Source organism: Mesorhizobium neociceri (assembly GCF_013520985.1).
In the GTDB taxonomy this organism is placed as follows: domain Bacteria; phylum Pseudomonadota; class Alphaproteobacteria; order Rhizobiales; family Rhizobiaceae; genus Mesorhizobium; species Mesorhizobium neociceri.
On record NZ_JACDTY010000009.1, the window covers coordinates 116,174 to 136,601 of the forward strand.

Here is a 20,428-nt window from a genome sequence, read left to right on the forward strand (position 1 = left end):
ACGACGCTATGTCTACTGCTGCTTTTATCCCCCCATTCATAACAAAATCAATAATAATCGGTGCCAAAGTTGTATTGGGACGCCGGTAATTCGGAAGCTAGAGTTGCGACGTTGAGGTGCCGATCGCCCGGACGAGAGACCCACAAGGGAACCGCCGTTGACGGCCGCCAAAAGCCAATGGGAGCTAACGATGGATTTTGAAGATACGAGCAACAAGCCGTTGCTCAAGCTTGATCGACGAGCTTTGCTCCGTGGATCCGTGGGTCTCGGCATAGCCGGAGCTGTAGGCCGCATTGTTCTGCCCACAACGGCATTTGCTCAAACACCACGACGTGGTGGCAAATTTATCGCCGGGGTCAAGGGTGGATCGACGACCGATACGGTTGACCCTACGAATATGCCTTCCTCGGTCCCGCTGTTTGTCTCCTATCAGCTTGGCAACCGGCTGCTGGAGCGCACTATGGATGGAAAATTGGCCAGCGAGCTGGCTGAGACCTGGGAGCCGGGCGACAGCGGAAAAACCTGGAAATTTACCGTGAGAAAGGACGTCACCTTTCACAACGGTAAAGAATTTACGGCTAAAGACATGGTCTACTCGCTGAACCGTCACCGCGGTCCCGATACGAAATCGGGCGCAGCAGCCCTGATGAAGGCGATCAAGGACATCAAGGTGGACGGCCCTCACCAATTGACGGTGACCCTGTCTGCCCCCGACGTCAACTTCCCGTACCTGATGACCAACGCTGCGCTTATCGCTCAACCCGAGGGAGAAGACCCGGCCAAGGGAATCGGGACTGGACCGTTTATCCTTGCCTCAGCACAACCGGGCGTCCGCTATAATTTCAAGCGTAATCCGAAGTATTTCAGGCCAGAGCAGCCATTCTTCGACGAGCTTGAGATCTTGGTTGTCAATGATGATATGGCTAGGATGTCCTCACTTCTAGCCGGGACAACCCACTTTGCCTCAGAGCTCACGCCGAATCTTGTCGAGCGGCTTAAGAATTCCCCATCAGTCGAGATCGACGTAGCGGATACGACCACGTTCAACTATTTCGTGATGCAGACGAACAAGGCACCATTCGACAATCCCGACTTGCGGCTAGCGCTCAAGTATGCGGTTGATCGGAATTTGATCTTAAAAACTACGCAGGCAGGATACGGCTCTATCGGCAACGACAATCCCATCAATTCGATCTATCCTCTTTATTCCGAACTGCCCCAGCACACTTACGATCCCGATAAAGCTAGCTTCTATTACAAGAAGTCTGGTCACAGCGGTGCGATCGATCTGTACACGTCCGAGTCCGTGTTCCCCGGCGCAGTCAATGCCGCAGAAATCTTCCAGCAATCAGCGGCCAAAGCTGGCATTTCCATCAATCCAAAGCGTGTGCCGGCCGACGGTTATTGGAGCGACGTCTGGATGAAAAAGCCCTTCTGCGCCTCCTATTTCGGCAGCCTGGCCACGGAAGATCAGGCTTTTACCCAGCCATTCGCAAGCGACTCTCCATGGAACGACGGTAACTGGTACCGGCCGGAATTTGACAAGCTTCTCGTCGAGGCCAGGTCAGAACTCGACGTCGAAAGGCGCAAGTCTCTGTACCATGATGCCGCAAAAATGGTTCAGGAGGACGCGGGCCACATAACCTTGATGTTCTCGCCATCCATCAATGGGCTAGCGAAAAACGTTCAGGGTTTCGTGGGCAATCACTTTCACGGCGAAGCGAAAAACTTCGCGCGTTGCTGGTTCGAAGCCTGATAGGCGCATTGCGACGCTTCACTGCGCGCTCGAAAGGTTTCGAGCGCGCAAGCTTCCGCACATCCAACGTTTGAACAAATCGGGGTAAAAACGTGGCTAGTACTTTGATTGGTGAACGGGAAACAGCTCAAGCGGCAAGAAAGGTCCTTAACGACTCGATTGTTTGGGATACGCATGCCGGCGTCGCTTGTCGTCCCACTTTAGATCTGAGTTTTCTCTCACGCTGGCGCGACGGCGGGGCAACATTCATTGGTCTCAATGTGGGATGGGACGCCCTGCCGTGGCAGGAATCGCTCCGCTGCGCGGCGCACTACCGTAGATGGCTCGAGCTTCATAGCGACGACTATGTGATCGTCGACCGGTTCGCTGACGTTGAACGTGCCAAACGAGAAAGTAAGCTAGCAGTCGCGCTCGATCTGGAGGGCGCCAACGCTCTCGATCAAAACATCGAAATGATCGGCGCTTATCACCGTCTCGGCGTACGCCAAATGAACTTGGCTTATAATAAGAACAATGCGTTCGCCGGCGGGTGTACCGATGTGGATATACCTCTGACACGGCTTGGTCGCGAGGCTATTGCCGAGATGAATCGCGTTGGCATGCTGGTCGACTGTACCCACACCGGCTACCGCTCTTCGATGGATATCATGGAGATTTCCAAGACGCCTGTCATTTTCACGCATTCCAACCCGCGGGCACTCTGGGATCACGAGCGGAATTTGCGCGACGACCAGATGAAGGCCTGCGCCCGGACCGGGGGGGTGGTGGGTATTAACGGCGTCAGCAAATTCATGGCAGTTGACGAGGATTGTACGCCCGAAACGATCATCGACCACATCGACTATGTCGCGAACCTTGTAGGTATCGACCACGTTGGCTTGGGTTTAGATGCCGTTTTGGACCCTGATGAGATGCCGAATTTGGTGAAGGAGTTTCCCAGTGTCTGGCCGGAGTCAGAAGCCGACCAATGGGGCTATTCTTCCTGGCGGTTCATCCTGCCGGAGCAGCTCCCTGACATTGCCGAGGGCCTGTTGCTTCGGCAATACAGTGACACCGACGTGAAGAAGATCATGGGTCAAAACTTCGCAAGGGTAGCTGCCGCCGTATGGATTTAGCCTCCGCGCTTGCAAAACTCTGCAACGAACTCTCAATGCTCGGGGATGTCATCCTAGCCAAGGCTTTGTCCGGAACGGTTGAAGATTAAGCGCGCCGTAGCGCTTGGCGCTCCCGGTTGGTTTGTCTGCAATTTCGCGGCGCTCGGAGATCTTTCGGAGACGCTGACGTTCATCGCCTCTTGGGAAGGCAAGGGGCAGGATTTGGCATGGAATTTGGGACAGCTAAGCTTGCCAGGGCCAACAGCTGCCGACACATGAAGGGCCGAAGCGCGCGGCTGCGCGCCATGGCTCGTCGGCCGATTCGAACAAACTCTCGAAACTGCTTTTGGGAAAGCGCATGAACCGGCGGTTCGATACGGTTATTATCGGAGGCGGCATCGTTGGGGCGAGTGCCGCCTATTACCTGGCAAAGTCCGGGAAGTCCGTCGTCCTCGTCGAAAAGGGACGTATCAACGGTGAGCAGTCGAGCCGCGGCTGGGGCATCATCGGCACGCAAGGGCGAAATCCTCTGGAAATCCCATTGATGCTCGATTCGCTTGAAATTTGGCGCGGTCTGGAGGATGAGCTAGGGGATGGCGTGGGCTGGAACGAGAGGGGCCAGGTCTCGCTTTTCTCAAACGACTCCGGTCGCCGGCGATCCGAGGCCTTCATGGCCGTCGCCAGACAGTTTGGCCTGACAACGCAGTTGGTTGGGCCGAAAGAAGTCGTTGGTCTGCTCCCTCACACGAAGCCTCAAGGTTGCCTGGGCGCACTCTACACGCCCACTGATGGAAGTGCTGATCAGCAACTCGCAGCCACCGCGTTTGCGCGAGCAGCCGCGGGCTATGGCGCCGTGATCTGGGAGAACACTGCCGCACGCGCCATTGACGTCTGGGGAGAGGTTGTCTGCGGCGTCGATACAGAGCAGGGGCGTTTGGGATGTCAAAACATTGTCGTTGCTGCGGGATGTTGGACCAGCCTCTTATTGAAGCCACTTGGCATTTCACATCCAAGCCTCTGGATTCGGGGATCTGTTGGCCGGTCCACGGTCGTGTCGTGTTTTGTTAAACTTGCCGTCTCCTGCGATAAGTACGCCTACCTGCAAAGCCCCGACGGGCGCCTCAACCTTGCTGCGGTCCACGAGCCGATGCACGATCTGATGCTGCAAAGCCGGCCCGAGCTCCTAAGGCTGCACAAACTTAAGCAGAAGAAAATCAAGCTCGGGTTAGGCAGACCGATGGTTCGTAGTATCATGGGCGATTTCGACGGCTTTGTTACTCACCGCAGTTTGGATCCGGCTCCTGATTTGAACGCTTTGAAGCGTGCGGCGGACGCCTTCCATACTGAGCATCCCGCCACTGACCCAATCCAATTCGAGCGATCCTGGGCTGGTTACATGGACTACACCCCCGACGAACTGCCGATTATCGAGGCGGTGGCTGAGCCTCGCGGGCTGTTTGTCGCTGCAGGACTGGGTAGCCAGGGCTTCGGCATCGCGCCAGCTGTCGGCCGGTCAATTTCCGACCTGATCATCAGAGGCGATACCGATCGCGACCTGTCACCGTTTCGATCACGGCGGTTCGGTCATGACTGAAATGTCGAACCGCACGATTATAGTGGTCGGCGCAGGGGTTGTTGGCCTCTGTGTCGCCTACCATGCCATAAAACGCGGAGCTAAAGTCACAATCGTCGATCGCGATCCGGCTGGCGATAAAGCGTCTTATGGCAATGCTGGATGTATCGCTGTTAGCGAGGTCCTTCCGGCGTCTGTGCCCGGTTTGTGGAAAAAAGTGCCTCGGTGGATACTCGATCCCCTTGGCCCGTTGTCTTTGAGGATCACTCACATCCCGCGGCTGCTCCCATGGCTGTGGAACTTCGCGCAGGCTGGATCGTCGGCAGAGGTCGAGCGGATTTCGGGAGCGCTTGCAGCGCTGAACCATCGGGTCTACGCCGATCTTGTTCCTCTGTTAGCAGATATTGGATTGAGCGGGGATCTCCATCGCAAGGGCGCGCTCACGGTTTACGAAAGCGAGAAAGGCTGGCATGCCGCCACGCCCGAGTGGGAAGCAAAGCAACGGCTTGGTATCGACGTCCGTCACTTGTCGGCCGACCAGGCCAGGGAATTGGAGCCGGCGCTAGGCCCACTGGTCAAGAGGGCGGTTTTGACACCGCAGTGGTCGCACATTTCCGACCCAAAGCGGGTGGTGGACAGTCTGCGCTCCTGGCTAACGGCCAACGGTGCGAGAGTTCTTGCGGCCCAAGTCTCTCGTATTGCTCCAAGTCCCAAGGGCGGCACGGTTACCCTGGCTGACAGCTCTGTTTTGAACGCATCCAAAATTGTCGTCGCCGCCGGCGCATGGTCGGCAGAACTTTCCCGCCAAGTTGGCGACATTGCCCTGCTCGAAAGCGAGCGCGGCTACAACACCACGATCGCTGCACCCCAGATCGCACTCCACCGGACCATGATCTTTGCAGAGCGCAACTTCGTGGCAGCGCCCCTTTCTATTGGTTTGCGCATCGGCGGTGCGGCCGAGTTCGGAGGATTGCTAGCCACCCCGAATTTCGCCCGCTCGAAAGGCTTGGTTGAGCTTGCAAAGGCTTATCTCCCGGGCCTTGATGGCGCCGGCGGCATCCTGTGGAGCGGCCACCGGCCGGCGACCCCGGACACCTTGCCAGTCATCAGTCGCTCCGCGACCCATGGTCACATTCTGTATGCGTTCGGGCATGGTCATCTGGGCCTCACACAAGGTCCAACCACCGGCAAGCTGATTGGCGACCTGCTGTGCGGGCGTGACCCGCCAATCCCACTGGAACCCTATGCAATCGAGCGCTTCAGTGCCGCCGGGCGGACAACCAGCCGGAAAGCTTATGGTTTCCCATCCATAGGAATATGAGCGGTTCTCACCCGCTTCACAAACGAGCAGCTCCAGTGGCCCTTCGCCCGGGCGGCGGCCCGGAGGGCCGCACAGTTCTGCGAGCAGCTTAGCGCTGTCACAGCGGCGACGCTTTCGAGCCAGGTCTGCGAATGCCGCGATGCTTTTCGCGTGTTTGGGACGATTGGAAGCGGCGATCATCAATCGGAAGCAAGCGTTTGGTGTGCCGAATCCCTCTTCACGGCTTGACACACCGGAGCCGGCCAGTTCAACCTGAGGCATTCACCAGGGGAGTCCCGGCAAGGGGCTGAGATACTGCTGGCTTCGCGGCGCAGTGACCCGTTGAACCTGATCCAGTTCATCCTGGCGTAGGGACGGTGCAAGCGCTTTGCGGGAGTTTACGCCCGAGGTCCTGTTTCGGCAGGTTGACAGAAGCGTCTTTTCATCCTTCCGGCACAGAACTGGGTCTCCAATGCAACGAGCAACGGAGCCTCACGATGAATGCCCTCACCCCCGCCGTCTCGACGGGACCATTGCCCGCCTCGCGGAAAATCCACAAGCCCGGTGCCATCCACCCGCAGATCAGGGTGCCGATGCGCGAAATCTCCGTGCATCCGACGGCCGGCGAGCCGCCCGTCACCGTCTACGATCCGTCCGGCCCCTATACCGACCCGACTGTCGAAACCAGCATCGAAAACGGTCTTGCCCGGCTTCGCCACGAATGGATCATGGCGCGCGGCGATGTCGAAGCCTATGACGGCCGCCACGTGCGGCCGGAGGACAACGGATTTGTGACCGGTGAGCGCCTGACGCCGGAACTTCCCATTCGCAACCGGCCGCTCAGGGCCAAGGCAGGCAAGGCGGTGACCCAGCTTGCCTATGCGCGTGCCGGCATCGTCACGCCCGAGATGGAGTTCGTCGCCATCCGCGAGAACCTTGGCCGCGAGATCCGGCGCGGCAAGCTCGAGCGCGACGGCGAAGCCTTTGGCGCGGCGATCCCCGACTTCGTTACGCCGGAATTCGTGCGCGACGAGGTGGCGCGCGGGCGGGCGATCATTCCCGCCAACATCAATCATCCCGAGAGCGAGCCGATGATCATCGGCCGCAATTTCCTGGTGAAGATCAACGCCAATATCGGCAATTCCGCCGTCACCTCCTCGATGGCCGAAGAGGTCGAAAAGATGGTGTGGGCGATCCGCTGGGGCGCCGATACGGTGATGGACCTGTCGACGGGCCGCAACATCCACAACATCCGTGACTGGATCGTGCGCAACGCGCCGGTGCCGATCGGCACGGTGCCGCTTTACCAGGCGCTCGAAAAGGTCAACGGCATCGCCGAGGACCTGACCTGGGAGGTCTACCGCGACACGCTGATCGAACAGGCCGAACAGGGTGTCGACTATTTCACCATCCATGCCGGCGTGCGGCTGCATTACATCCCGCTTACCGTCGACCGGGTCACGGGCATCGTCTCGCGTGGCGGCTCGATCATGGCCAAATGGTGCCTTCACCATCACCGAGAAAGCTTCCTCTACGAGCATTTCGCGGAGATCTGCGACATCTGCCGCGCCTATGATGTGTCCTTTTCTCTCGGCGACGGCCTTCGTCCGGGCTCGATCGCCGATGCCAATGACGCAGCGCAATTCGCCGAGCTGGAAACGCTCGGCGAGCTGACGAAGATCGCCTGGGCCAAGGATTGCCAGGTGATGATCGAGGGGCCCGGCCACGTGCCGATGCACAAGATCAAGCAGAACATGGACAAGCAGCTCGCCGTCTGCGGCGAGGCGCCGTTCTATACGCTTGGACCGCTGACGACCGACATAGCGCCGGGCTATGATCACATCACCTCCGGCATCGGCGCCGCCATGATCGGCTGGTTCGGCACCGCCATGCTTTGCTACGTCACGCCGAAGGAACATCTCGGCCTTCCCGACCGCAACGACGTCAAGACCGGCGTGATCACCTACAAGATCGCGGCTCATGCCGCCGACCTGGCGAAGGGGCATCCAGCGGCGAAGATCAGGGATGATGCCCTTTCGCGCGCTCGCTTCGAGTTCCGCTGGGAGGACCAGTTCAACCTGTCGCTCGATCCCGAAACAGCGCGGTCCTTCCACGACCAGACCTTGCCCAAGGAGGCGCACAAGCTGGCGCATTTCTGCTCGATGTGCGGGCCGAAATTCTGCTCGATGCGGATTTCCCACGACATTCGCGCCGAGGCGCAGAAGGAGGGGATGGCGGCCATGGCGGCGAAATATCGCGAGGGCGGCGATCTCTATGTGCCGGCGGACGAGACCGGCGCACCGCTCTTGCCACAGGCGCATGAGCCGTCATGAGGGTGCTGGTCCAAGGAGCCGGCGTCGCCGGCCTCACCGCCGCTTTCGAGCTCGCTAGACGCGGCGCGGCTGTGACCGTTGCCGAGACAGGACATGCCCTCGGCGGCAATGCGTCGTGGTTCGCCGGCGGCATGCTGGCGCCATGGTGCGAGCGCGAAAGCGCCGAGCAGCCGGTGCTGGATCTCGGACGCGACGCCGCCGACTGGTGGGATGCGGCAACGCCCGGCCAGGTGACACGGGCCGGAACAATGGTTGTGGCCGCGCCTCGTGACAACGGCGAACTCGAGCGGTTCGCCAGCCGCACGTCGGGCCATCGGCGCGTCGATGAAGATGAAATCGCTTTGCTGGAGCCCGACCTCGCCGGCCGCTTCCGCCGCGGATTGCTCTTCCCCGACGAGGCCCATCTCGACCCGCGCCAGGCGATGGCGGCACTTCATGACAGGCTTGCGGACAAGGGTGTCGAGTTCCACTTCGGCGCCGACGCTTCGGCTGTTTCCGGTTTCGATCGCCAGATCGACTGCACGGGAATGGCGGCGGGCGATGACAGACTGCGCGGCGTTCGCGGCGAGATGGTGATCCTGAATACGCCTGATGTCTCGCTGTCGCGCCCAGTCAGGCTGCTTCATCCGCGCTTTCCGCTTTACGTGGTGCCGCGCACCGACCACCGTTTCATGGTTGGCGCGACGATGATCGAGAGCCGGTCCACAGGACCGGTCACGGCGCGTTCAATGATGGAGTTGCTCAGCGCCGCCTGCGCGCTCCATCCGGCATTCGGCGAGGCTGAGATCGTTGAAACCGGTGTCGGCGTTCGTCCGGCCTTTTCCGACAATCTGCCGCGTGTCGAGGCACGCGGAAGGACCGTCGCAATCAACGGCCTCTATCGCCATGGCTTTCTGCTCGCCCCTGCCATGGCGCGCCAGGCGGCCGACCTGGTTTTCAGCCAAGACAGAACCAAGGAGCTTGCTCATGAAACTGTTGGTCAACGGCGAAGCGCATGAGGTTGCCGCCACCACCCTGGCCGAGCTGCTTGCCGCACTCGACTATGAAGGCGATTGGCTGGCGACGGCCGTCAACAGCGACCTCGTGCACCGGGTCAACCGGGCGGAGTTCCGATTGAGCGACGGTGACCGGATCGAAATTCTCTCGCCCATGCAAGGGGGCTAGCATGTTCGAGCTTCTTGGAACGACGCTTCCTTCCCGGCTGCTTCTCGGCACGGCTCAATATCCTTCGCCGGCCATCCTTGCCGATGCCGTCAAGGCATCTGGCACGGCGGTGGTGACGATCTCCTTGCGGCGTGAGATGGCAGGCGGCAGGGCCGGCGAAAAATTCTGGTCGCTGATCGGCTCGCTGGGCGTCAGAATCCTGCCCAACACCGCCGGCTGCCACTCTGTCAAGGAAGCGGTCACGACCGCGAAGATGGCGCGCGAAGTGTTTGACACGTCATGGATCAAGCTCGAAGTGATCGGCAACCATGACACGCTACAGCCGGACGTGTTCGGCCTGGTCGAAGCCGCGCGCATCCTGTGCGAGGACGGCTTTGCGGTATTTCCCTATACCACCGACGATCTTGTCGTGGCCGAGCGGCTGCTGGAAGCGGGCTGCAAGGTCCTGATGCCGTGGTGCGCGCCGATCGGTTCCGCCCTGGGACCGGTCAACATGACGGCGCTGCGCTCGATGCGCGGACATTTACCTGGCGTCCCGCTGATCGTGGATGCAGGCCTCGGGCGACCGTCGCACGCGGCAACCGTCATGGAACTCGGCTTTGACGCCGTGCTCCTGAACACGGCGGTCGCCAGGGCGGCCGATCCGGTCGGCATGGCGCGTGCGTTCGGAAAGGCGGTCGAAGCCGGTCGCGAAGCTTTTGGTTCGGGAATGCTCGAACCGCGCGAGGTCGCCGTGCCGTCGACGCCGATATTCGGCAGGGCGGTTTTCTCATGAAGCTCGATCCCTTCTACCTGATCGTCGACAGCGCCGCCTGGATTGGGCGGCTGGCACCACTCGGCGTCAGGCTGGTTCAGCTTCGCATCAAGGACATGGGCGAGGACCGACTGCGCGCCGAAATCCGGAAGGCAAAGGCCTTGTGCGCCGAGCACCAAAGCCAGCTCATCGTCAACGACCATTGGCGCCTGGCAATCGACGAGGGCTGCGACTTCGTTCATCTCGGCCAGGAGGATCTACAAACCGCCGACCTCCTGGCGATACGGGCAGCCGGCGTCAGGCTCGGCCTCAGTACACATGATCATGCCGAACTGGAAATGGCCATGGCCGCCGAGCCCGACTATGTCGCGCTCGGCCCCATCTATCCGACCATCCTGAAGAAGATGAAATGGGCGCCGCAAGGGCTCGAACGGATCGGCGAGTGGAAGCGCCGGATAGCACCTGTCCCATTGGTCGCCATCGGCGGCCTCAACCCTGGCCGGCTCGAAGGGGCTTTCGAGGCTGGCGCCGACAGCGCAGCGGTGGTGACTGATATCACGCTGAACGACGACCCCGAAGCACGCACGCGGGAATGGATCGAAAAGACGGACCAATGGCGCTGAGGCAAGAACCGTATGTGCTTGTCGTGGGTGGATCGGACTCCAGCGGCGGGGCTGGAATTGGCCGCGACATCGAGACGATCTCATCCATCGGGGTGCGCGCCTGCCTGGCTGTCACGGCGGTGACGGTGCAGACGCACGAGGCCGTCAGGGAGATCCATCATTCGTCACCAAGCCTGGTGGCCGCCCAGATGTGCGCGGCGTTGCAGGCCAATGAAGTCGCGGCCATCAAGATCGGCATGCTCGCGACGGCCGAGATCGTTGTTGCCGTTGCCGCTGTGCTGCGCGACTACCCGCAGGTGCCGGCAATACTCGACCCGGTGCTTGCCTCCAGCTCAGGTCAGCAGCTGCTGGAAGCGAGCGCGATCCACGTCATGACACGCGACCTCATGCCGGTTTGTCGTCTCGTCACCCCGAATCTCATTGAGCTGGCATTCCTTGCCGGCACAGACCCGGCAGCGGACGAAAACGACGCATTGCGCCAAGGACGAGAATTGCTGGCGACCGGCTTGCAGGCGCTGCTGATCAAGGGTGGCCATGCAATCGGGGCTCGGTCAGCGGATATCCTGCTACGCTTCGATCAAGAACCAGCGCGCTTCGATGCACCGCGCCTCGCCGGATCGGTGCGCGGGACGGGCTGCATGCTGGCCAGCGCGATTGCGGCGCATCTGGCGAAGGCGAGCCCACTCGAGGACAGCGTGCGCAAAGGCAAAGAGTTTGTTTTTGAGAAGCTACAAGAGAATGCAGTCACATGACAGCGACCGCTGCTGAGGTAGCAATATGCACTCTCCTGCTCTCACCGACATTGGCAGAGTTCAACCGCCACCGCAGACGGACAAAACATGGCGCAATACCTTTGCCGCAGAACCTTCTGCGGATCAGCGCGAGTGAAGCTTCCTGCAAATTCTCTGGCCTGACTGATGCCGATACACATGACGCTATAGCCAAAAGCACGCGATGGAAGCACTTTCTGCACCTGGGATCATGCCAGGTATTAGCCGGTTCATGGAGCTCGCGATCGCCTCGTTCCACAGATGGCGTGAGCAACGAGTTCCGATAGCGCTCTCCAGCCATTTATTTCCCAACGTTCCGCGATACAGGTCGAGGCGTGGTCGCCGTTTCGGGAGGTAAGGTGGGATATGCCAGTTCGGGTAGCTTACCAGTCAGCGAGTCAAGAAAGGCCACGATTGAGCCAACTTCTTCCTCCGTCAATTCTTCACCGAGTTGGGTTCTCCCCATAATCGCGACGGCCTGCTTGAGATCCCAAATCTTGCCTGAATGGAAATATGGCGCGGTGAGCGCGACATTGCGCAGCGGCGCAGCGCGGAAGACGTAGGAATCCTCGGCTTTATTGGTGACGAGGAATCGGCCCTTGTCGTTCTTCGGCAGAACGTCGGCGCTGGGCTTCTCGACAACACCGAATGGGTCATAGCCTCGCCCACCAAGGTTAACACCCGCGTGGCAGGACGAGCAGCCTTTGTCCATGAAAAGCGCCAGCCCCTGTTTCTGTTCGGAAGTCATGGCCGCATCATCGCCGGCGAGGAAGGCGTCGAACGGGGCCGGCGTGACCAGTGTCGCCTCAAAGGCTTCGATTGCCTTGGCTAGCTTTTCGAAGGTGACGCTATCGGCTTCATCGGAGAAAGCTTCATTGAACCATTCGACATATTGCGGCATCGATTTGAGCGTGGCGATAACTTGAGCTGGCGTGTTGGCCATTTCGGCAGCGGCTTGGATTGGTCCCTTGGCCTGAGCCTTGAGGTCTTCGGCGCGACCGTCCCAGAACTGCGCGCTGTTGAAAACAGAGTTTAGAACTGTCGGCGCGTTGCGAGCTCCCTCCTGCCAACCGTGGCCAATCGAGGTTTCACGATTGTCGTCGCCCCCGGTTGCCAAATTGTGGCACGAGTTGCACGACAATACCCCTGACGACGAGATGCGCGGATCGAAGAACAGTGCCTTGCCCAGGGCGATCTTGTCTGGCGTGATCGGGTTGTTGGAAACCGTCGGCGTGGCGGATGGCAAAGCCTCGAAGGTGGCCAGTGCCGTCTCTCTGAGGTCGGCAAAACTTGATTGCGTAGCAGAAGGGATCGCTGCCAGCGAGGCGACAGCCATGGCTGCGAGTAGAATTTTCATAACGATCTCCCTGCATCGTGCACGCGAGCCATTCTGCACAGCCGGGTTCATGGCCGCCCTGCGCTAGATCAACTGCGGGAGACATCATCGGGGCTTTAGCGGCAGTGCCGCGACCGGCGTGCAAGTGGCGTCTGCCCTTCGTTTGAAGAGGGGAAGGATCGCTGCTCGGCAAGCCTGAAACCGTTGGCGCCGGAGCGGTGCTTCGTTTTCTGCCCCCTCACTATCCGCGATCGCCTCACCAGCACCAAAGGGGGACGAGCCTGCTGAGGCTCTTTGCTTTGTATGTGTTCACGGGGAATGGGATGGATGAACGGAATCGTGCTTGCCGACCGGCAGGTTCAAAAACACCCCAGAAAGAGGTTTGGCGTTTCATGGACGAACGTCGCCAGATATAAAAGCTTTCCCCTCATTCGACGGTGACCGATTTCGCGAGGTTGCGCGGCTGGTCGACGTCGGTGCCCATGAGGATCGCCGTGTGATAGGCAAGAAGCTGTATGGGCAGCGAAAAGATCATCGGCGCAATAATCTCGTCGACAGCCGGCAGCACAATCGTGTGCATGGTGTCGCGATTGGATGCGGCCGCCCCTTTCTCGTCGGTGATGAGGATAATCCGCCCTCCACGGGCGGCCACCTCCTCCATGTTGGAGAGGGTCTTGTAGAAAAAGCGGTCATGTGGCGCGATCACGATCACTGGCATGTTCTGATCTATCAATGCGATCGGACCATGCTTCAATTCGCCCGCCGCGTAGCCCTCGGCGTGGATGTAGGAAATCTCCTTGAGCTTCAGCGCACCTTCCATTGCCAGCGGGAAGCTGGTGCCACGGCCGAGATACAACACATGATCACACTTTGACAGATCCCGCGCCAGCAACTCGATCTTGGATTGGATGCTGTTCAGCACATGGCCCATGATGCGCGGCATTTCGGCAAGGTTCCTGACGAGCGCTTGCCCCTCATCTTCAGACACGGTTCCGCGGGCCTTGGCAGCGCCAATGGCGAGTGAGGCGAGAACGGCAAGCTGGCATGTGAAAGCCTTGGTCGACGCGACGCCGATCTCCGATCCGGCAAGGATTGGGAAAACGGCGTCGGCCTCTCGAGCGATGGTCGAGTCTCCGACATTGACGACGGCGCCAATCTTCAGCCCAAGCTCCTTGCAGTACCTAAGCGATGCCAGCGTATCGGCGGTTTCGCCAGACTGCGAAATGAAAAGAGCCGCTGATTGCGGGGACAACGGAATGTCGCGGTAGCGGAATTCGGACGCTACGTCGATTTCAACCGGCAGGCGCGCATAGCGCTCGAACCAGTATTTGCCAATCAGTCCAGCGAAATAGGCGGTGCCGCAGGCGGAGATTGCCAGGCTAGGTATCCTGGCAAAATCGAGGCCCGCGACCGTGTCGGCGCGATTGTCTGCGAAGTCGATGTAATGAGCGAGCGCATGGGCGATGACCTCGGGCTGCTCGTGAATTTCTTTCTCCATGAAGTGGCGATGGGAGCCCTTGGTGGCCAGAGAGGCCGAGGCCTTCGAGGTCTGTCGCGCACGCTCTACGGGACGGCCGTCGAAATCGAAGATCTGGGCGCCCGTTCTGCCGACAATGGCCCAGTCGCCGTCCATCAGATAGGTGATTTCGTTGGTGAAGGGAGCAAGCGCGATCGCGTCGGAGCCCAGGAACATCTCGCCGTTGCCGTGGCCGATCGCCAGCGGCGGCCCATTGCGCGCCGCCATGATGGTCGACGGATCATCTTCGAAGAGGATCGCAAGTGCGTAAGCACCCCTGACTCGCTTCAGCATGGTATGTACTGCCTCGCCCCGTCCCATGCCCTCCCGGCGGTGTCTTGCCAGCAGATGCGCTACGACCTCGGTGTCGGTCTCGGTCTGGAACTCGGCTCCCACCCCCAATTCGTTCTTCAACTCGGCGAAGTTTTCGATGATGCCATTGTGGACGACGGCCACACCGTCGGTGAAGTGCGGGTGCGCATTGCCTTCCGTCGGTGCCCCATGGGTTGCCCAGCGTGTGTGGGCGATGCCGATGGTGCCGCTCAGCGGCTCTTCCTTCAGCCTCGTCTCGAGGTTGATGAGCTTGCCCTCGCTACGCCGGCGATGCAACGCGCCGTCGGTGATCGTCGCAACACCGGCCGAATCATAGCCGCGATATTCCAGACGCTTCAGGGCGTCCACCAACCGCTCCGACACCGGCTGCCATCCAACGATGCCAACAATTCCGCACATGTTCCTCTCCGCATTTTCACGGCGACCTCAACCGACGCAATAATCACGAGGGACGGGCAAGCGCGCTTTCATCCAGGCCTGTTTTATTAGGGTTCTGTAAGATTGTAGAAATTGATTGTAGCAATACGTACTATCCAATTCGTGGATAGTCGACGGCCGGCATCCAGCGACCTGTCCGCAAAGTCATGAGCGTGTCGTCGAAGCGGCAAGGCGCCCGCGGCGCTAGCAGCGTCTGTCAAACTACTCGCTCGCGCATCAGCGGCCTTAACGGGCCTGATCCAGCATTGTCCATGCCCCTGAAATCGGCGGCGGCACGCAGGCTGGCAGCTCACTCTTGATATGGAATGCGGCTCATGCATCCATCGCGTGGATGCGCTGGTTCAGAACTATGGATTTCTCCGGTCAGCTTCTCGACGCTAACGCTTTCCCACACATCGAATCATGGGCGCTGGACGCGCTGATGGAGGCAGGGGGCTGCACGCAGGAGTATCGATGCGCGGAGAAATCGTAGGGGGAACTGATGGCATTTTGGGTCGGCCGACCGGCGGATTGAGTCCGGCAACCGTCTTCACATGCTTCTATCCGCGAGCATTGCCGGCCCTCGCAGGCTCCGGCGATTACTTGGCTCAAACAACCGCCACGACCGCGGCCACGAGTTGTGTGACTCCTGCTGCTGTTCCGGCTTCGTAGCCGACGGCGACCTGCTCAATCGACAACTCTACTTTGCGTAAAGAGATCGAATGCGAACGCTGCTCGTTGATCACCAAGCGGATCTTGCACGCGCGCTGCGCGTTGCGCTCGCCGATGACGGTTTTGCCGTTGACCTAGCTTGTACTCTGGAAGAGGCATCGAGTGCGTTTCATTGTGCGAGCTACGAAATTCTTCTGCTGGAGTTGGTGCTGCCTGATGGCGATGGCTTGGACTGGCTGAGGCAGCTAAGAAGCCAGGGGCATTCAGTTCCTGTCGTGGTTATGAGTTGCCTCGACGATTCCGAGAAGCGAATTGCTTCTTTCAACGGCGGCGCGGACGATTTTCTGCCCAAGCCCGTCTCTCCTGTTGAGCTGATCGCCAGAATGAGAGCCATTCAGCGCCGGGCGATACAGATGACCGACCCCATTCATGTATTCGGCAACCTCAACTTCGACCCGATTAGTCGACAGGTTTCCGTTGCAGGTGATCCGCTGACCATAGCACGCCGCGAGCTATGTATTCTTGAGCATTTGCTTAGCCGTGCAGGCCGCATCGTGCCGCGTGAGCAGTTGGAAGGTCATCTTTATTCTTTCAATGATGAGGTATCGACCAATGCGCTTGAAGTTGGAATCTATCGCTTACGTGGACATCTGAGTAGGTCAGGTGCCACGCCACGGATAACGACCGTACGTGGCATTGGCTACATTCTTGAATTGCCTTCCGCGACATCCGGCTGATTGGTGACTGTGAAAGAAAACTGTCTTGGCAACAATTACAACTCGTCACCCTGACATCAGTCAGCGGCCGAGGCTCATCGGCGGCTGGAGAGCTGCCGGTCGTCCTTGCTTGGGCCTTTTCCTATGCGGGCTCATGCTGCTATCTCCATTTTCTGTCGCAGCCCAAAACAACGGGGATGAAGCGGCGCCGCGTACGGCTTCCGACAGCATCAATGCCACGCTGAACCTTTCGTCTTCGCTCGGCAAGACAGTTCATCTGCCCGCGCCAGCCGCCACCATCTTTGTTGCCGACCCGACGATCGCGGATTATCAGGCACCCTCAAACAAAACCATCTTCGTCTTTGGCAAGAAATCCGGGCGGACCACCTTATTCGCCTTGAACGACAACGGTGAGGCCCTCGCCGAATTGCAGATTGTCGTCTCGGAACCAATTGGGGATCTGCGGGCGATGTTGAGGGATCAGGTCGGCGATTATCCAATCCGCGTCAAATACACTCCACGCGGCGCCGTCCTTAGCGGCACAGCGCCCAACGCTGAAGCCGTGGAGACGGCGAAAAAGATCACCGAGCAATTTCTCGGTGACGGTGCGCAGGTCGTCAACAAAATCAAGGTCGCTGGGGCCTTGCAGGTGAACCTGAGTGTGCGCGTAGCGGAGGTCTCCCGTGGCGCAATGAAGGAGCTTGGGATTAACCTGTCCGCCCTGGGTCAGATCGGCAATTTCAAACTGGGTTTGTTAAGCGGCGGCGGCAAAAGTGCCGGCTCTGGTGCGGCTAATGGTGGCGGCACAGCGGAAATCGGATACGACGATGGCATCATCAGTATCGGCGCGGTTCTCGACGCGCTCGCCAAGGAGCACATTGCCTCTATCTTGGCCGAGCCCAACCTCACGGCCATGTCCGGCGAAACCGCCAGCTTCCTCGCCGGCGGCGAATTTCCCATTCCTGTGCCGCAGGAAAATGGGCAAGTCTCAATTGAATTTCGTCACTTCGGCGTCAGCCTGGAATTCTTACCTACCGTTCTCGACAACAACCAGATCAACATTCGCGTAAAGCCCGAAGTCAGTGAACTGACGTCTCAAGGTGCCGTTCAAATCAACGGCATTTCCGTGCCGGCAATTGCCACTCGCCGTGCCGACACAGTCGTCGAGCTCGCCAGTGGGCAGAGTTTTGCAATCGGTGGGCTCATCAGACGTACCGCCAGCAATAACATCAGTGCTTTTCCCGGGCTGGGTCAGGTGCCGATCCTTGGCGCCCTGTTTCGTTCGTCCTCGTTTCAAAAGGAGGAATCAGAACTGGTTATTCTGGTCACGCCCTACATCGTAAGACCAGGGTCGAGCCCCGACCAGATGAGCGCGCCTACGGATCGGATGGCGTCGCCTTTGGATGATGGCAGGTCTGGATCGAATTTGCCAAGCCGGCCGCGAGGCCACGCTACCGCCCGCACCGGCGCGCCAGGCGCCAAGAACAGCGCCGGCTATATCATCGAATAGCTGTGATCAAATGACGTTGCGGATTAAAGTTCACCTGGTCGCTCTAGCGGCAAGCCTAAGTGGCTGCATAAGCCCGCCGATCCCTGTCGAGCCGCCGGCACCGATCCTTATCCGGCAGGAGACCGCCGTTATGACTTTAGAGAGCCTTCGCGCTTCCGAACGGCAGCGTTTGCGTACTTTTCTTGAGAGGGCCAGCCGCGGTCGGCGCGATGCGCTTCATCTGCTTATCAGCGGGTCATCCGGGCTGAGCGCAGAGGCAGTCCATCAGGCGAAGCAGATGGGGATCGACGGTTACAACATCCAGTTGACGGACCAACACGACGGCCGCACGGCGCGAATAGAGGCGACTGTCTATCTTGCCCGCCCCCCTGACTGTCCGTTGTTTTCCGGTATGTTACCCGACGCCGAATTCCTCGACCAGACGTTTGGCTGTTCGACACGCCATAACCTCGCGGTAATGGTGAACGATCCGCGCGATTTGTTCGGCAACAAGGCTGTCAAACCAAGCGATGGTGATCGTGCGGCCACACCAGTCACAAAATACAGGGCATTCACCACAGACAAAAGTAGTGAATGAAATGATGCCGTTGGAGTGCACCATCGCCCCCACCGCCGGCCGACGCTCACGCACTCACCTGTTGGCCACTGGTTAATGAGACATATAGGTGTATTCGAGCGCGTAGGGGCGGTTTCCTGCAGGTTGGCGGCGAATCAGAGTGTATCATAGTTGGCTTGATTATTGGGACGAGCGGCGGGCGCGACGCGGTGAGGAAGGGAAGAACCAACGGATTTCGCCCTTGACGCGGAACGCGCCTTTCCAGGTGCGAATAAAATAACAAGTATCGAGGAATTCTGTGTCCTTGCGGACAAAGCCGTGGCTGATCCAGACCCGAATGTGAGTGATCAGGGGTCTGAAAGGCAAGATGGGTGGCTCAAATTTCCATCCGGATTTCTACTGATATCGAGCAGAACAACGTCGTCTCGGCGAAAATCACAGAAAGCGGGTCGTTCGATCAGGCGATGGTGATTTTTCACCATGGGAATGCAAGCTCTCGGAATCGTCAGATTGCCAACTTTTCTCGCAGCGTGGCATCACGGTTGTCGAGATTGCTATGCCTACCTTGTGCCCCAGTATCTGAAGTCTCCTGGCGATCCATTGCGATCCAGCGCACGATCCCATCCCGACGATTGCAGGCGCTGCCCGGTCAAAGAACTTCATCAGCGTATCGCGTCGGAAGCGAACTCGCTGGACGGGCTTGCCGTCGCTATCCAAGCCGACGACGTGGAAGATGTTCTGGCCGATATCGACACCATAGACGGCCGCAGGGCGCGGCGCATTCCGTGCGGACATTGCAACCTCCTTTGTTGTGACTGCCCAGATGATGCTGCGGGAGGACAGGGCGGACCATCCCATTAATGGTAGGGCCCGCCGCCAAGCGCGAAGCCGTCGCGCATCTGCAGGCCACGATGGGCCTGTCGGTAGCGGCGGCCTGTTCCTTCGTGGACGCCGATCGCAAGATGATCCGGTATCGTTCTTGTCGCCCACCTGAGGCGGCACTGCGCGGCCGGCTACGCGACCTGGACAACGAGCGCCGGCGCTTCGGCTATCGGCGGCTGTTCATTCTGCTCAGGCGCGAAGGCGAGGCATCGGGTATCAACCGCATTTACCGGCTATATCGCGAAGAAGGACTGGCCGTGCGCAAGCGACGCTCCAGGCGCCGAGCGGCAGGAACGCGGGCACCGATCCTGGTTCAGGCGAAGCCGAACACGCGCGCTGGTCGCTGGATTTCGTCCATGACCAGTTCGGCAGGCCGGCGCTTCGGCGTCCTCAACATCGTCGACGACGTGACGCGCGAATGTTTGGCTGCGATCCCGGACATCTCGATCTCCGGCGCCGGGTGGCGCGTGAACTGACGGAACTGATCGCCCGGCGCGGCAAGCCGGGCATGATCGTCTCTGACCACGGCACCGAGTTCACCTCGAACGCGATCCGCGCCTGGTCGAAGGATCATCAGGTGGAATGGCACTTCATCGCGCCGGGCAAGCCGATGCAGAACGGCTTCTGCGAAAGCTTCAACAGGCGGATGCGGGACGAGTTGCTGAACGAAACCCTGTTCCTCGGCCTCGACCACCCGAACAACCATCGCCGAATGGGCAGACGACTACAACCGATCGCGCCCACATTCGGCGCTCGGATACCTCTGCCTGCGGCCTATGCCGCCAATCTCACCGCAACGGACGATCGGCTGCGCAACCCCGACCAGCTCCGCCGATCGCCCGTGGCTCAACCCGCGCCCTACGGCGTAAAACCCGCCGAGCCTCTAACTGCAGCCGGATGAAATTCAATGGCAGGTCACTGATGCAGCGTCTTCCACTTGCCATAGCGTTCAGGAAGGTTGTGCCAATGCGCCCCGGAGCACAGGACCCACAAGACCCCGTTCACAAACAGCCGATTGTCCCGACCGCTGCGGCCGGGATTCACCAGCCTTGCCAGGCAACAGACTTTCGATACGCTGCCGTTGCTCGCTGCTCAGTGTCATATCGCCGTGCCATCCATCGCT

15 protein-coding genes, 3 pseudogenes and 1 riboswitch are annotated in these 20,428 nt (G+C 59.7%); of the genes and pseudogenes, 15 read left to right on the top strand and 3 right to left on the bottom strand.

Annotation, left to right across the window (positions count from 1 at the left end):
- Positions 1–190: 190 nt before the first annotated feature.
- From H0241_RS19290 to H0241_RS19335, 10 genes are all read left to right on the top strand, one after another.
- Complete coding sequence (locus tag H0241_RS19290) at positions 191–1,756, top strand: ABC transporter substrate-binding protein (RefSeq protein ID WP_181059202.1); 1,566 nt, start codon at positions 191–193, stop codon at positions 1,754–1,756.
- Positions 1,757–1,848: 92 nt separating this feature from the next.
- Positions 1,849–2,871 carry a dipeptidase gene (locus tag H0241_RS19295; protein ID WP_181059203.1) on the top strand — a complete coding sequence of 341 codons (1,023 nt, stop codon included), beginning with the start codon at positions 1,849–1,851 and terminating at the stop codon, positions 2,869–2,871.
- 337 nt (positions 2,872–3,208) lie between these two features.
- Positions 3,209–4,444: an NAD(P)/FAD-dependent oxidoreductase gene (locus H0241_RS19300; RefSeq protein ID WP_181059204.1), complete on the top strand. Its 1,236-nt coding sequence runs from the start codon at positions 3,209–3,211 to the stop codon at positions 4,442–4,444.
- Positions 4,437–5,744, top strand: coding sequence for an NAD(P)/FAD-dependent oxidoreductase (locus H0241_RS19305; RefSeq protein WP_235984358.1), 1,308 nt, complete (start codon positions 4,437–4,439; stop codon positions 5,742–5,744). The genes H0241_RS19300 and H0241_RS19305 overlap by 8 nt, the downstream gene beginning before the upstream one ends.
- Before the next feature lie 256 nt (positions 5,745–6,000).
- Positions 6,001–6,116, top strand: a riboswitch (TPP riboswitch).
- Positions 6,117–6,220: 104 nt separating this feature from the next.
- Positions 6,221–8,056, top strand: coding sequence for a phosphomethylpyrimidine synthase ThiC (gene thiC / locus H0241_RS19310; RefSeq protein WP_181059205.1), 1,836 nt, complete (start codon positions 6,221–6,223; stop codon positions 8,054–8,056).
- The gene (thiO, locus tag H0241_RS19315; RefSeq protein WP_181059206.1) at positions 8,053–9,054 is read left to right on the top strand and encodes a glycine oxidase ThiO; all 1,002 of its coding nucleotides are present in this window, start codon (positions 8,053–8,055) and stop codon (positions 9,052–9,054) included. The genes thiC and thiO overlap by 4 nt, the downstream gene beginning before the upstream one ends.
- The gene (gene thiS, locus H0241_RS19320) at positions 9,023–9,220 is read left to right on the top strand and encodes a sulfur carrier protein ThiS (protein ID WP_181059207.1); all 198 of its coding nucleotides are present in this window, start codon (positions 9,023–9,025) and stop codon (positions 9,218–9,220) included. Before thiO ends, thiS begins: the two co-directional genes overlap by 32 nt.
- Before the next feature lies 1 nt (position 9,221).
- Positions 9,222–9,995 (top strand): thiazole synthase, encoded by a 774-nt coding sequence (locus H0241_RS19325; RefSeq protein ID WP_181059208.1) that lies wholly within the window; start codon positions 9,222–9,224, stop codon positions 9,993–9,995.
- Complete coding sequence (locus H0241_RS19330; protein WP_181059209.1) at positions 9,992–10,597, top strand: thiamine phosphate synthase; 606 nt, start codon at positions 9,992–9,994, stop codon at positions 10,595–10,597. Before H0241_RS19325 ends, H0241_RS19330 begins: the two co-directional genes overlap by 4 nt.
- Positions 10,588–11,349, top strand: a complete 762-nt coding sequence (locus H0241_RS19335) for a hydroxymethylpyrimidine/phosphomethylpyrimidine kinase (RefSeq protein WP_181059210.1) — start codon at positions 10,588–10,590, stop codon at positions 11,347–11,349. Before H0241_RS19330 ends, H0241_RS19335 begins: the two co-directional genes overlap by 10 nt.
- A gap of 319 nt (positions 11,350–11,668) precedes the next feature.
- Here H0241_RS19335 and H0241_RS19340 read toward each other — a convergent pair whose 3' ends face one another.
- Both H0241_RS19340 and glmS read right to left on the bottom strand, forming a co-directional pair.
- Positions 11,669–12,724: a cytochrome-c peroxidase gene (locus tag H0241_RS19340; protein ID WP_181059211.1), complete on the bottom strand. Its 1,056-nt coding sequence runs from the start codon at positions 12,722–12,724 to the stop codon at positions 11,669–11,671.
- Positions 12,725–13,130: 406 nt separating this feature from the next.
- Entirely contained in the window at positions 13,131–14,951 is a 1,821-nt protein-coding gene (glmS, locus tag H0241_RS19345; protein ID WP_027038940.1) for a glutamine--fructose-6-phosphate transaminase (isomerizing), read from the bottom strand.
- A 740-nt stretch (positions 14,952–15,691) separates the two neighbouring features.
- On the opposite strand from glmS, the gene H0241_RS19350 reads away from it, so the two are divergent.
- The 5 genes and pseudogenes from H0241_RS19350 to H0241_RS36595 form a co-directional block, all read left to right on the top strand.
- Positions 15,692–16,378: a response regulator gene (locus H0241_RS19350; RefSeq protein WP_181059212.1), complete on the top strand. Its 687-nt coding sequence runs from the start codon at positions 15,692–15,694 to the stop codon at positions 16,376–16,378.
- Positions 16,379–16,403: 25 nt separating this feature from the next.
- Positions 16,404–17,867, top strand: coding sequence for a type II and III secretion system protein family protein (locus H0241_RS19355; protein WP_407941752.1), 1,464 nt, complete (start codon positions 16,404–16,406; stop codon positions 17,865–17,867).
- A gap of 10 nt (positions 17,868–17,877) precedes the next feature.
- Positions 17,878–18,444: a CpaD family pilus assembly lipoprotein gene (locus H0241_RS19360; protein WP_181059214.1), complete on the top strand. Its 567-nt coding sequence runs from the start codon at positions 17,878–17,880 to the stop codon at positions 18,442–18,444.
- Positions 18,445–18,583: 139 nt separating this feature from the next.
- Positions 18,584–18,985, top strand: a pseudogene (locus tag H0241_RS35705) (RcgR family putative quorum lactone hydrolase); the annotation flags it as partial.
- A gap of 298 nt (positions 18,986–19,283) precedes the next feature.
- A pseudogene (locus tag H0241_RS36595) lies at positions 19,284–20,206 on the top strand (IS3 family transposase); the annotation flags it as partial.
- Between the two features lie 17 nt (positions 20,207–20,223).
- On the opposite strand, the pseudogene H0241_RS19375 reads toward H0241_RS36595, so the two are convergent.
- A pseudogene (locus H0241_RS19375) lies at positions 20,224–20,361 on the bottom strand (transposase); the annotation flags it as partial.
- Between the last annotated feature and the right edge of the window lie 67 nt (positions 20,362–20,428).

Bases quoted from the DNA above. Each gene is read 5' to 3' on its own strand.
- thiC (WP_181059205.1), top strand. From the start codon at position 6,221: ATGAATGCCCTCACCCCCGCCGTCTCGACGGGACCATTGCCCGCCTCG.
- H0241_RS19335 (WP_181059210.1), top strand. From the start codon at position 10,588: ATGGCGCTGAGGCAAGAACCGTATGTGCTTGTCGTGGGTGGATCGGAC.
- H0241_RS19305 (WP_235984358.1), top strand. From the start codon at position 4,437: ATGACTGAAATGTCGAACCGCACGATTATAGTGGTCGGCGCAGGGGTT.
- thiS (WP_181059207.1), top strand. From the start codon at position 9,023: ATGAAACTGTTGGTCAACGGCGAAGCGCATGAGGTTGCCGCCACCACC.
- H0241_RS19350 (WP_181059212.1), top strand. From the start codon at position 15,692: ATGCGAACGCTGCTCGTTGATCACCAAGCGGATCTTGCACGCGCGCTG.
- H0241_RS19300 (WP_181059204.1), top strand. From the start codon at position 3,209: ATGAACCGGCGGTTCGATACGGTTATTATCGGAGGCGGCATCGTTGGG.
- H0241_RS19325 (WP_181059208.1), top strand. From the start codon at position 9,222: ATGTTCGAGCTTCTTGGAACGACGCTTCCTTCCCGGCTGCTTCTCGGC.
- H0241_RS19360 (WP_181059214.1), top strand. From the start codon at position 17,878: ATGACGTTGCGGATTAAAGTTCACCTGGTCGCTCTAGCGGCAAGCCTA.
- H0241_RS19330 (WP_181059209.1), top strand. From the start codon at position 9,992: ATGAAGCTCGATCCCTTCTACCTGATCGTCGACAGCGCCGCCTGGATT.
- H0241_RS19340 (WP_181059211.1), bottom strand. From the start codon at position 12,724: ATGAAAATTCTACTCGCAGCCATGGCTGTCGCCTCGCTGGCAGCGATC.
- thiO (WP_181059206.1), top strand. From the start codon at position 8,053: ATGAGGGTGCTGGTCCAAGGAGCCGGCGTCGCCGGCCTCACCGCCGCT.
- glmS (WP_027038940.1), bottom strand. From the start codon at position 14,951: ATGTGCGGAATTGTTGGCATCGTTGGATGGCAGCCGGTGTCGGAGCGG.
- H0241_RS19290 (WP_181059202.1), top strand. From the start codon at position 191: ATGGATTTTGAAGATACGAGCAACAAGCCGTTGCTCAAGCTTGATCGA.